Origin of the sequence: Paenibacillus graminis (assembly GCF_000758705.1) — a bacterium.
GTDB classification, from domain to species: domain Bacteria; phylum Bacillota; class Bacilli; order Paenibacillales; family Paenibacillaceae; genus Paenibacillus_AQ; species Paenibacillus_AQ graminis.
Genome location: NZ_CP009287.1, coordinates 3,590,702 through 3,603,560, shown reverse-complemented (window position 1 = coordinate 3,603,560; position 12,859 = coordinate 3,590,702). Strand labels below are relative to the sequence as shown.

Genomic DNA, 12,859 nt, shown 5'->3' with positions numbered 1-12,859 from the left:
TGCTGCTCATACGACCGGTTCTTCGGCTTTGGATATCCGCATGTTGATCAGTGAGAACACCAGAATAGCCATGGCCAGCACAAAAGCCTGCGCCGAAGCATATCCCATCTGCAGCTGGTTGAAGCCCTGCTGATAGATCAGATAGACCGGCGTTTTGGTGACATTCGCCGGACCGCCCTGTGTCAGGACAAATGCCTGGTCAAACAGCTGCAGCGCACCGATAATGGCCATAGTGCTGACCAGGAAGGTGGTTGGCCGGAGCTGCGGCCAGGTGATAAACCGGAAGCAGTCCAGCTTACCCGCACCGTCGAGCCGCGCCGATTCATACAGATAATCCGGCACTCCCTGCAGACCGGCCAGATAAATAATCATATTGGAGCCGACGGACTGCCACAGGGTCAGCATAACGATTGACAGCATGGCGGTTCTCGTCTCGGACAGCCAGGCGGGTCCGGTAATGCCTACATAGGAGAGCAGTCCGTTGACCAGCCCGAATTCCGGATGCAGCAGCCAGATCCATACCGTTGCCGCTGCAACGGCTGAAGTCAGCGTTGGCAGATAATAGAAGGTACGGAACAGCTTGACCCCGCGCCACGCCCGGCTTAGCAGCAGCCCCAGCAGCAACGAAATCAGAATATTCAGCGGGACAAAAATCACCGAATACAGAAAGACATTGCGGAATGTCTTCCACAGCAGATCATCATCGATCAGCCGCCGGTAGTTGTCTAAACCGATCCAATCATTACTGCTTAGCACATCATAGTTGGTAAAGCTTAAATATAAGGCCATCACAACAGGTATGATTGTAAATACTGCGAACAGCAGCACCGTTGGTGTGATGAACAAATATGCTGTCCGCGCCTGGTGTCTTTCTACCTTTCTCATGGAAGCCATTTAACTTCCCCCCTTCATCATGCGGCAAGACTCCATGGCAGCAGGGGGTTATGCCCCCTGCTGTTAGCATCCGTCTACTTTACAACTTCGTTAGCTTTGAGCATTTTGTCCCCCTGCTCCTGGGCTTTCTTCAGGGTATCCTCAATACTCAGCTTGTTCTGCTGGTTCAACTGGAGATTAGGTGCGAGCGCATCCGTTTCCATTACAGAGTAGCCGGGATGCGAAGGGCGGACCTTGGCAAATTCCAGCGTTTCCAAGAATGGTTTCCACAGCGGATCGTTCTGGAAGAACGGGTCCTCCATGGAAGGCTTGAAGCCCGGCAGATTGAGGCTGGTCTTGGCCCAGAGCAAAGCGTTGTCCTTGCTCGCTGTCCACCATTTAATGAATTCCCATGCCTCATCATGATGCTTGGAGCCTTCAGGAATAACGAGGCCAAAGCCGCCCATTACACTGCCTTTGTCGCCGTTCGGACCCGCTGGTGGCGGAACAATGCCGTAATCAAGGTCTTTGCCATATTTATTGTAGGTACTCAGCATCCATGGACCGGAGTAGAGCATGGCAACCTTGCCGGTAACGAAGGCATCCTGCCCTTCTCCAAGCCCCAGCTCAAAGCCAACCTTGTATACCTTGTCTTTGTTCATTAAGCGGTCCCAGAATTCCAGCACCTGCCTGCCTTTGTCATTATTGAAGTTGGTCTTTCCGTCTTCGGTCAGCATGGTGCCGCCAGCCTGCTGGAGATACATATTGAACAGACCCAGGTCGGCCATCGAGAATCCGGCGACTTCAAGCTTGTCGCCCTTCCATTTGGTCATCTTTGCGGCTGCGGTTTCCAGCTCATCCCAATTTGTCGGGGGCTGAAGCCCGGCTTCGGCCAGCAGCTTCTTATTATAGAACAGTGCTCGTGCATCTACTGTAAGCGGGAGGCCGTATAATTTATCGTTATAGGACAGCTCCGTCAGTGATTCACTGTAAAAATCATCTTTGGAGACGCCGTCCCGTGTTAGATATTCATCTACAGGATGCAGCACATTTTTGGGAGCGTAGAGCGAGGTCCGCCAGCGGTCCCAGAACAGCACGTCGGGGGCGCCGCCATTCGTGGCTGCCGTGAGGAACTTTGTGATCATATCCTGCTGCAGCACGTATTTCACATGAATCTTATCCTGGGATTTGTTAAAGGCGTCGACCATGGTCTCGAACTGCTTCTGGCCTTCCCCGCCCCAGTCTCCCCAGAAGGTGAGCTCTGTTTTTTTTCCGCTTTTACCTCCTGCGTCTGTTCCGCTGTTTCCGGCTGCAGGTGTTCCGGAATTGTCCGAATTCCCGCCGCATCCGGCTGCCAGGGCAGAGAGCATAGCCAAAGAAAGCGCTGTAATCAACCATTTTTTCATTGTTGTATCCCCCTTACACTATTTGGTATGTCCTTGTTGCCCATTCCTTCAACTTCGCTTGACTTCAATCCCGCAGCACATCAGCACCAGCTCACAGAACATCATATTGGCCCAAGAGAACCAGGGGCGGGTATACTCGCCGGGGTGGTCTGCGTGAAAGGATTCATGCATATATCCGGTCCCGGCATCGGAATGTTCGAGCAGATCAAGCATGGATTGCCGTTCTTCTGCACTCCCCGATGTCATTCCCTGCACCGCCAAAGCAATAGGCCAGATATACCGGCTGGGTGTGTGGGGACTGCCAACACCTGCTGCTGCAGTTCCTGAATAGTAATAAGGATTGCTTTTGCTCAAAATAAACCTGCGGGTATTCATATAATAGGGATCATCAGCGGAAGTGTAGCCCAGATAAGGACTGGCCAGCAGACTTGGAACATTCGCATCGTCCATCAGGTTCACGCTGCCCAATCCATCCGTCTCATAGGCATACATAGTTCCATATTCAGGATGGTCTATAAGCCCATATTGGCGTATGCCTCCATCGATCTCCTCCAGCAGATATTGTGCAGCTGCCGCAAGCTCCGGGTTCTTCAGCACCTCTCCGGCAATTTCGCATACATACCGCAGGACAACGACGGCGAACATATTAGCCGGAACCAGATAGCCATAGTCGCAGGCATCATCGCTCGGACGAAAGCCGGACCAAGTCATTCCCGTATAGGAGGTCTTGCTGCCCTTACCTTCACGGACCAGGGTATCGGTGGGTGGACAATCCGTTCGCTGAAAGGTATAAGCGGAGTCACGTTCATGATGCTGTTCCGTGGTCCACAGCCCGATGATCCGCCAGACTCCCTTTACAAAAGCATCATCGAACTGAGTAATCCGCCCGGTGTTCTTCCACAGCAGATAGCTGAGCTGGATAGGATAACACAAGGAGTCAATTTCGTATTTCCGCTCCCAAATCCACGGGTTCATGTCCGTCAGGTCCTGCTGGTGCCCCTGGCCGTTCGCCTCTTGGTTAAAGGCGTTCGCGTAAGGATCTAATTCGATGCAAGCAAACTGGTGCTTCACCAATCCTTCGATCATATCTGCTATTTCTTCATCTTCAGCGGCCAGTATCAGAAAAGGCCTGACCTGAGCGGCGGAATCCCTGAGCCACATGGCAGGTATATCCCCGGTAATTACAAAAGTTGTTCCATCCAGATTGCGTTTGATTGTTGTATTCCAGGTGTTCGCCAAACATTCCCCGAACATGTCTGCCAGCTTCGGCCGGTCCGGCAGCGCCTCTCTGACCCGCGCGGACAGCCGCTGCATGGAATGAGGTATTTCTTTTGAGGTATTCAGCAGAGATACCCTCCCTTTTTTATGTTTTATTAAGCGCTTACATTAAATAGTATATTGGTATGTAATTAATATGTCAATCAATATTTTTGGAGCAATGATATATCAATATAGAATGGCATTAAAAAAGATGACTCTGTTGGATACAGAAGTCATCTTATTACTGCTGAAGGAAACATCCCTGTTCAATCTGAAGTTAAACCCTTAAACGCTTAATTGCGGGCATCCGTAGGGTCCCACCAGTTCCCGGAGACGGTGATCATGCAGAGCAAGCGGATGCTGTTGCCATAGTAGGCGTTAGCAGCTGTTGGAGCAGTGACAAGGCTATTCCAAAGGGCATTCAGCCATGTCTGATTGCTGGCGTCCACCATCGCGCTAACGGCAAACGGTGCGGAGAACGCGATTGCGGGATCTTCGTCATCCAGCGGAGTGCCGTTCAATTTGTAGCCGGCCACAATTTTTCCGGGATCATTATTTGTCTTTTTGGAAATCCAGGCGTTTGTCAACCGGGTCTGGTTCAGCGCCCGTGTATCTCCTGTCAGCAGATAATCAACCGGAACTCTCCAGGGTACCCGGGCAGCATTCCAGCTGAAGAAGCCGTCTCTCTCGGTCTCCAGTAAATAGGGGGGCGAAGGAGCATAGGCGCCGTTCTTAAAGACTACAAAGTCCGGGAGAAGACCGGTTGCGGGACTATATTTAGTGGAAATGGTTTGGATAATTTTATAAGTGTTATCAGCTACCTTTGTCCAGTCCCCATTCCCCGATGCCTTCCCAAAAGCCCGCAGGTGGCCCAGCATAAAGTCAGAGGGGCGGGTGGCAAGGGCATAATCGGGATCATTATTATCCACCCAGTCACCGAATTTCAAGCTCCATTTCTGCGGATTCACATCTTGCTCCATGATGGCGGAAATGACGGCCTTGGCTTCCCCCAGATAATTAATCTGGCTGCTGCTGCCCCATTGCTTGTCTGCAAGCAGCAAGGCGTAAGCGATATCCATATCACCGTCTGTAGCCGAACGGCTGCCGTCATCACTGTCAGACGGGGGGGTGTCGATAACATCTCCTTGAGCGGTTTTGATCTGCTGCCAGGCCATCAATGCCGGATTGTTCACGCTTGGATGTGCTTTGTAGAACCGGTATAGCCCGTCAAAATAATCCTTGGCAAGGGGGTCATAACCTGCCATCAGAGATGTAATCAACATCCCGTAGCCATGACCCTCCGAACAGGAAACGGCATTGGCGGGAGAGGCTTGCTTCTCCAGGTTGTAATACACATAGTATTGGCCGGATTGCTTCGGAGGCTGCACCAAATACCGGGCTTTCCATTCATCGTATTTCTTGCGCACGTCATTATCCAGCTGGCCTTGGGATACATGGTTAGGCTTAATAGTGCCACTCTGGTAAGATTCATGCTCCGGAAAAGGATGCTTTGGCGCGGGGGCGGCGACCCCTCCGGTGAGCACAGAGCTGGAATTCTCTGCGGCGGCTGCCTGCAGGGTTAAGGTCAAGCAGGAAATTACGGTTACGGTTGTAAGAAGCCGCTTGAACAAGATAACATCATCTCCTTTAAAAGTAAGAATAGGCCTGTTAATCATGACCGTACATTCACAGCATAACAGAGCAGACTTTCCCTACTCTAAACCGAAACTTAATGTAATCTTAAAAATATGGCAGGCGGATGCGGAAGATTGTGCATTCCTCCGCTGTGCCAAGCAGCTGCAGGGAACCTTGATGCAGGCTGACAATTTTGTAGGCGATCGCCAGCCCGAGGCCCGTTCCTCCCTCATTGGACCTTGCTTTGTCGCCTCTGACGAACGGATCGAAAATCACGCTGCGCAAATGCTCCGGTATTCCAATTCCATTATCGGCAAATTCCAGAAGTAGTCCGTCCGCGTGAGTCTCCAGTGACACCCGCAGCCTGGTGCCGGCCGGGTTGTAACGCACCGCATTGGACAGCAGATTGCTGAAGACACGGCCCATCTGCTTCCGGTCAAAAGCGCAGCTCACCTCGGTATCGGGAATACGTACCTCCAGCTGGATGTCCTTTTCCTCCATTTCGGAGAAATGGTCCAGAATCGCTTCACGCATACACTCTCCCAGGTCCTGTACCTGTTTGTCAGGCATGTAATCAGGATGATCCAACTGCGTCATATCGAACAATGTATTCAGCAGGGCGTCTACCCTTTTGGCTTTCGTGTAGATGGACAGCAGATAGCTTTGCTGCTTAACTTCATCTTTGACCATCCCTTCATGCAGCGCTTTGGCATAACCGTATAAGGTTGAGATCGGTGTCTTCAGGTCATGGGCAATATCCGCCAGCATTCTCTGCCGGTCCTTTTCCATCCGCACCTTAAGCGCTCCGGCCTCTTCCAGTTTCTCAGCCATATCATTTAAAGTATTGCCGATTTGCAGAAACTCGCCCTCCAGCTTGTGGTTCAGGCGGATCGTGTAGTCTCCCGTCTTCAGCAGATTAATACCCCGGGCTATGGTGCTGAGCGGATGGCTTATTTTTCTTGCGGTCCATCTGCTGTAGACTATAATGACCACGGTCGAGAGCAGAATGAATCCCAGCACAGCCAGGACCTTGTACTGTTGAATCTGCTTGTCACGTTCCCTGGCACTCTGCTGGTCCCATATGCTTACTTCCAGTTGGTCTACAGGTATTTTTACGGTATAGATATACAGCAGTCCTTTTCGTAAAAAAGAGGCTTCCGAGCTGATATAAGGGGCATGCTCCGGCTCTTCAGCCAGGCGCTGTGCCTCGGGTGTGGATTGGTCCAGGGGCGTGCCGATGTAATGGATAACCTGCTTGTCCGCATCCAGCAGTTCAACCCACCCGTGAACCTTCAGAATATTCTGAACCAACACTTCCATCTTCGCGGAATCCCGCTCGGCATCGGCCAAATCCTGCGCTCTTGTCACCAGCATTTCCGTAGAGGCATAGCTCCTGTCGGAACCTTCGGACGCGTAAGCAATGCTAAGCACTCCGATGATGCTGATCATTACGACCAGCAAGCAATAATGGATGCGCAGCATTTCCCTTATTCCTGTTTTTTTGCGCTCTGCCTTCATCATTTCTTTTCAAACCGGTAGCCCAGGCCCCGGATCGTGGTTAAGTAGACCGGCTTTCTGGGGTCATCCTCAATTTTGTCACGCAGCTTGCTTATGTACACCAGGAGAGTGTTGTCGTCCCCAAACCACTGCTGCCAGACACGGTCCAACAACTGGCGTTTGGTAAATACACGCCCCGGGTTCTCCATGAAATGAAGCAGTAATTTATACTCAATGGACGTCAGTGTAATTAACCGGCCGTTCTTGTGCAGCTGGCAGCCGGCTTTGTCCAGCATCAGGCTCCCGATCTCTAGCACCTCGGAGACCACAGCACACTCTGTATGCAGATATTGATATCTTCTAAGCTGCGCCTGTATGCGCGCGACCACCTCCAGCGGGTTAAAAGGCTTGGTCATATAGTCGTCAGCTCCGAGATTAAGCCCCAGAATCTTATCATGATCCTGCACCCGCGCGGACAGGAAGATCACGGGCACGGACAGAGATTGGCGCAGCTCCTTAACCACCTGAAGCCCGTCGCAGTCAGGCATCATGATATCAAGCACAATTAGATGTATGGCATGCTTGCGGGCCAGCTCCAGCGCTTCTTTTCCGTCAAACGCCTCCAGCACATTGTATCCTTCGTTCTCTATATACAATTTCAGCAAATCGACGACCTCGCGCTCGTCATCCACGATCAATACAGTTTGACTCACCGGACATCCCTCTTTTCTCAATATTGTATCCATAAAAAAACCCATTCGCTGGAATGGGTTCTCTGGCTAATGTCTTTTTTTAAGGGCTGCCGGTCCGGTCGAGCTGCCGGGGATCAGCTTCGCCTCCAGCATTACTTTATTAGGTACGGGCTGCCCGTTCATAAGACTCAGCACATTTTCCACAGCAATCCGGCCCATCTCTTCTTCATTCTGGCGCATATGGGTGAAGGAATAGCCGCCGCCGAGATGGGTGGGCGGACTGTCGAAGCAAATTATTGAAATGTCTTCAGGAATTCGCAGCCCCAGGCGTTCTACTGCAGTCTTGGCGAGCAGGGCAATATTATACTCAATGGCAAATAGTGCGGTAATGGAAGGGTGGGTTTCCAAATGAGAGATCAGGCGCGCTATGTCCCTTTCAATATTATCCGGGTTAAAAAACTTCGGCAGTGTCGAAGTCAGGTCACTGACCCACAGTTCCTTATCTACCATAATTCCCCTCTGGGCGTGAGCCTGAATGAAGCCTTCAATCCGGTCTTCAACGGCTGTTGTATCTACCGGAGGAGGTGACAAAAACGATATATGCGTATGCCCCAGATCGAACAAATATTCGGTGGCTTCAAGTGCAGCCTGGAGATTATCCGAGCTGATCGATGCGGCGGCAACCCCCTTCAAATGCCGGTCCACCAGGACCAGCGGGAAACGGCCAATGACCAGCTTGAGAATTTCAGCATTAAAATATTCACCCTGAGCCGGGAAAATGATGAGCCCATCCACGCCAAGATTGAGCAGCTTCTGGATAGATTGCTCTTCATTCTCAGGAATACCGAAGGTCCTCCGCAGGACCAGGAAACAGTCATTATCGCGGGAGGCCTGCTCCATTCCATAAATCAGTCCGGTCCCGTAGCTGTTGCCGAAGTCGGTTATAATCAGCCCAATCGTCTTTTCTTCTGTATTGATTGCAGTCCTCCCGGTACCTGCTGCAGTCGGCAGTTCCTGGGATTCGACCGCTGGATCGGCCACAAAGGAGCCCCTGCCCGGCTTGCGGACGATCAGATGCTCCGCGGCGAGCAGCTCTAGCGCTTTTTTGCTGGTAATGCGGCTTACATTATAGGTTTCGGCAAGCTCTTTCTCAGAAGGGACGCGCTCTCCAAGCCGGTAGGCTTGAGTCAAGATGCTCTCCTTCACTTCGTCAAATATTTTCTCATACATCGGCTTGGAAGAAGTCGGTTCGTTCATGACTTTCACTATCTCCTGACTCTGATTTTTCACGATTATACATAATAATATATCATGATATATTAAGATTGTCGACGTATGTATAGGATTTCAGTTTCAAAAGCGGCCCGCAGATGCTATTCCTGCGAGCCGCTTCTGAATTCGGATTCATTTTCCCTTCCTATCTACCGCGTAACGGTCTAACTACTCTGCCTAACTTGCCTAACTTCCCAGGTGTCTTCTTAATGCTGAACCTGCCTAATTTGAATCTAGGAGTTCCTTTTTTCGATACTACAGTATTTTTTGCTCTAGATGCACCTTGGTTTTCATTGATAAAGTTTACTGTGTAGTTTTGGAAATTGCCGACAACTCTTTCATCAAACCCCACCCTGTTACAGCCTGTGCCCTGGCATCTTTCTACCCAGCACATCTTGAAAACTGAATCTGGAATATAGGTGTTGAAATTACCGCCCCAAATATTACCGAAATTGTCATGCCCGTAGAAATAGAATCTTTGATTGGCGGCAGATCCTGACACAATGAGTGAACGTCTACCTGGTACTATCCGATACCAGCCCTGTTTAACATAAGTGGTAGGACTACAATTAGGATCATAGTAGCCGACAGCAACCCATATGGGGTTAGGGGTGTTATTTTGAACATAAAAACCCATTACTATCACTCCATTCTGTAAAATATAAATACAACATACTCTATGTAAATATTTTACATATGCAGTGGACATGTAGATGGTTGCGAAAAAAAGAGGCTACTTACGAGCAGCCGCAGAATGCATATTACTAGATTGCTGATCTTCAGAAGCCCCGTGTCCCGGACCCAGCAAATTCAGCACAACCACGCCAATGATGATGAGGGCGATGCCGATGATGCTTGCGGTATTAATCTTTTCCTTCCAGATTATGACTGACACAACTACTGTAATTACAGTACCAAGCCCTGACCAGATGGCATACGCTGTATTCAAGGGAATGGACTTCAGCGAGATCGACAAGAAATAGAACGAACATACGAATGCAACCACTGTCACAATAGACGGAACCAGCCGTGTAAAGCCTTGGGAAGCTTTCAGCATCGATGTTCCCAGCAATTCACTGGCAATGGATACCGCCAGCAGTAAATAAGCCATTAGTTGCCCTCCTTTGTAAGCTGCAGCAAAGCCTCACGTACCCGCTGCTTCAATTCTTTGTCCGGAGGGGCAAGGCTGAACATCTCCGCAAACCATAAGCCGTCGGCAGCTAGTCTGGCAATGGTCGATTGTACGGGGTCTATTCCGTCATTTTCAATATTCCGCTGCCATTCCGTATAAGCGCTGCGAATTCCGTTCAAGGATTCCGGGTTGAGAAAAAGCGCTGAAGCAAGCACTGCCCCTATATCATTGCCGACACCGGCGTCGTCGAAAGTGGATTCAATATAAGCCCTGCTCCATCTCCCGCTGCGGATTTGATCCGCACCAATCCGTTTTTCCAAACCGCTCTCAAAGCTGTTCGTCAACGCCTCCACAACGCCGTTAACCAGCGCTTCTTTAGCCGGAAAATGGTAAAGCAAGCCGCCTTTACTGACTCCGGCCCGCTTGGCAACCAGCTCCAGCGTCAATTGCTCTCCGCCCAGCTCACGCATAACCTCTATGGCAGCGAGAATAATAAGCATCCGCTTGGGGATTTTTTCTTTGTCGTCCTTACTCATATCATCACCGTCCTGAAATAACTATACCGTCTGGACGGTTTAGTTGTCAAACGGATCAGCCATACAATAACAGCCCTTCAAAACACTCATAGATATCTGAATCCGTTCCGGAAAGATGACCATCCTTGACTTGAATCCAACCCGTTGTGCCATCCTCTGTCTTGATTTTTCCATTCCCCTCTGCGTCTCCGCCCTGGAAATAGACTGAATCCCCTGGCTCCACCCATTTGAGTATATCGTGTTGCCCGGAGGCTTTATAGATAGGAAAACGCACTTTGGCTACCCAAGGCGTAGGCGGTTCCATGGGATAAAAATCAGCCGGGGATTCCTTCCACTTATGCCCGCCGTTCAGCTTGAATGTTTCAAGATAGAACCAGCATTGAAAGTCAATGGACTGTCTCGATGTTGTTACGGTCCCTTGCCCATCCAAAGACTGCGCATTGGCAGTGAGCCCGTCCAGCGTTCCCATATGTATCACTTTATGTCCATTGTAATAGTAATAGTCCGTTGTGCACTGCGCGGACTCATTGCTATCCTCCAAAGCAATTTCAAAGTAGGGGTCATTGATATCCGAATCAACTATTTTGAAATAGGAAGTGGAATACGAATCAGACAGCTCAATTTTCAGTTCAGAATCATTCACCGAGAGGCTCCATTCATCACTGACCTCGTAATGTTGCGTTAAAGTCATTTGGATATGCTCAACGGTTCCGTCACCATTCAAATCTATATTTGCTGCCGGAAGCCGGGTAGACTCATCGCCCTGCGGATAACCCAGCACGTGATCATCCACGTCCCACAATTTTTCCAGATGGTTGGCAGACATGAGCTTCTCATGTTTTTGAATCAGCTTAATGTTTCTGCTTTCTGTATCGGACAGGCTGCCATTGTAATCCGCATTGGGTATGTACCAGGGTTTGCCTGCAAAATAGTCTTTCAGGTCCGGCCGCTTAAATACTAAACCATGTCTGGCATAAATCTCATTCCTCGCCAGCTCCAGCATCCTGCTGTCGATGTTGCTGAGATTATCTTCGGTCAACAGCGTCTTGTCACTGTCTTGAAAGATATAATCCCTGCCAGTTCCTCTATTCTCTGCTGTAAGCGTACCTTGATTACTTTTCTCTGCCTGAATCTGCGGGACTTGATCCGGCTGCGCGGCTGTACGGGTTTCACACCCGGCTATTAGCAGCATTCCAGCCGCCATTAAGCAGAAAAGTTGAAGTTTGCGATTGTTCATTTCAAATGGGCCTCTTTTTCTATGTGTTTGTTTTTATATTTTATTCAGGATTGCTTGAAGGCTCCCCCTGTTCCAGCATAGCATGCAGACGGTCCATATCGATACAGGTCCCGATGCCCTTCGGATGCCAATGCATCGCACAGCCTGAATAATGGAGCAGCACACATTGCGGAAGATATCCGATATCACGGGCTTTATAGCCGCCGGAGATGAGATTCAGCACACAGGCTATGCCGACAATCCCGACTTTTCCCTCAGGGATGCGTTCTTTCCCAAAGGCCGTTGAGGCATGCGGAATCATCAGCACCTTGCTGCCACAGGTTTCAGCCATCGCTGTAACTGCATGTACCCGGCAGGTTTTGGAGCAGCGTCTGCACACATATCCCGGTCCTTCCTGCACTGCCCGGCAAGCCTCGGCAGATTTGTTGCGCATGCAGATGGGCAGGAATACTATTTTCTCAGGTGCCGCCTGGAAGCCAGCGTGGAAAACCCGGTTCATGATTTCCGCGCCGACCATGTTCAAATGGTACTCCACCCGTTCCCGGCTGCAGAAAATACGGTTTTCCTGCCACTTCAACCGCTGGCGGTTATTCTCAATATAAGCCTCTACCTTGGAAGTATAGCTGCCGAGGCACTCCAGACTGCGCCGCTCAAACCAAGAAGCCTTCTGCACAGCCCGGTGCAGTATGCCCGCGCTCTCTTTACCCGGCAATCCTCTGAGAAAATCCAGCCAGATCTTCAGCCGCCTGCTCTCCTGCTCGAATTCTCCGCTGGCGCGCAGCCATCCAATCAGTCTGGTTAATGAATGCAGCTGTAAGCACCCAGCAGCTTTTTGGTGCCGGGCCAACACGGTAGTTCCAGCGATCCCCTTCACCCGGTCCACGGCTTTGCGCGCCTCACGGCCTCGGCTTTTGAGACTGTACAATGATGAAAGAAGCCGGCCGGCAGCCACACTTCCCACCGTTGCTCTTGCCTTATATACGTTCCACAGTACGCCAATCATCAGCCATTCCAGCGCATAGATATCGGGATTCCAGGTTTCCAGCTTTCTTAATGCTATGTACCGGCCAAACTTGGCTATTGATTGGTCTTCATGCAATTTCACCAGAACTTCATCTGTTAAAAGAGCAACGTCCCGATAGTACGGCCCGGCACTTCCGTCTTCCCCGGTTAAGGAGTACGTTAGCTCATCGCTGCTCTCACGCAAAGGGATCACCTCCTGCATTTATATACCAATAAAGTAGCATTTCATCTGCCCGCTGTCAGTGACTTTCGTTCAAAGGCAGGAGATTTCCCGGATCAAAAATGATACGATAATG

12 protein-coding genes are annotated in these 12,859 nt (G+C 50.4%); all 12 read right to left on the bottom strand.

From position 1 onward, the window contains the following. Window positions 1–6: 6 nt before the first annotated feature. Complete coding sequence (locus PGRAT_RS15035; RefSeq protein WP_025706673.1) at window positions 7–894, bottom strand: carbohydrate ABC transporter permease; 888 nt, start codon at window positions 892–894, stop codon at window positions 7–9. A 74-nt stretch (window positions 895–968) separates the two neighbouring features. Next, window positions 969–2,279, bottom strand: coding sequence for an ABC transporter substrate-binding protein (locus PGRAT_RS15030; protein WP_025706674.1), 1,311 nt, complete (start codon window positions 2,277–2,279; stop codon window positions 969–971). A gap of 48 nt (window positions 2,280–2,327) precedes the next feature. Then, window positions 2,328–3,593, bottom strand: a complete 1,266-nt coding sequence (locus PGRAT_RS15025) for a glycoside hydrolase family 125 protein (RefSeq protein ID WP_036705680.1) — start codon at window positions 3,591–3,593, stop codon at window positions 2,328–2,330. Between the two features lie 239 nt (window positions 3,594–3,832). Next, entirely contained in the window at window positions 3,833–5,170 is a 1,338-nt protein-coding gene (locus PGRAT_RS15020; protein WP_244884024.1) for a family 8 glycosyl hydrolase, read from the bottom strand. 109 nt (window positions 5,171–5,279) lie between these two features. Next, on the bottom strand, window positions 5,280–6,656 hold the full coding sequence (locus PGRAT_RS15015) for a HAMP domain-containing sensor histidine kinase (protein ID WP_162165080.1): 1,377 nt from the start codon (window positions 6,654–6,656) through the stop codon (window positions 5,280–5,282). Window positions 6,657–6,691: 35 nt separating this feature from the next. Then, on the bottom strand, window positions 6,692–7,384 hold the full coding sequence (locus PGRAT_RS15010; RefSeq protein ID WP_025705738.1) for a response regulator transcription factor: 693 nt from the start codon (window positions 7,382–7,384) through the stop codon (window positions 6,692–6,694). A gap of 66 nt (window positions 7,385–7,450) precedes the next feature. Then, window positions 7,451–8,620 carry a GntR family transcriptional regulator gene (locus tag PGRAT_RS15005; RefSeq protein WP_025705739.1) on the bottom strand — a complete coding sequence of 390 codons (1,170 nt, stop codon included), beginning with the start codon at window positions 8,618–8,620 and terminating at the stop codon, window positions 7,451–7,453. 160 nt (window positions 8,621–8,780) lie between these two features. Then, complete coding sequence (locus PGRAT_RS15000; protein ID WP_025705740.1) at window positions 8,781–9,272, bottom strand: DUF1036 domain-containing protein; 492 nt, start codon at window positions 9,270–9,272, stop codon at window positions 8,781–8,783. Window positions 9,273–9,368: 96 nt separating this feature from the next. Then, complete coding sequence (locus PGRAT_RS14995; RefSeq protein WP_025705741.1) at window positions 9,369–9,746, bottom strand: DMT family transporter; 378 nt, start codon at window positions 9,744–9,746, stop codon at window positions 9,369–9,371. Then, window positions 9,746–10,303: a TetR/AcrR family transcriptional regulator gene (locus tag PGRAT_RS14990; protein ID WP_025705742.1), complete on the bottom strand. Its 558-nt coding sequence runs from the start codon at window positions 10,301–10,303 to the stop codon at window positions 9,746–9,748. The genes PGRAT_RS14995 and PGRAT_RS14990 overlap by 1 nt, the downstream gene beginning before the upstream one ends. Window positions 10,304–10,358: 55 nt before the next feature. Beyond that, complete coding sequence (locus PGRAT_RS14985) at window positions 10,359–11,540, bottom strand: YARHG domain-containing protein (RefSeq protein WP_025705743.1); 1,182 nt, start codon at window positions 11,538–11,540, stop codon at window positions 10,359–10,361. A 40-nt stretch (window positions 11,541–11,580) separates the two neighbouring features. Then, entirely contained in the window at window positions 11,581–12,747 is a 1,167-nt protein-coding gene (locus PGRAT_RS14980; protein WP_052415716.1) for a DUF116 domain-containing protein, read from the bottom strand. Between the last annotated feature and the right edge of the window lie 112 nt (window positions 12,748–12,859).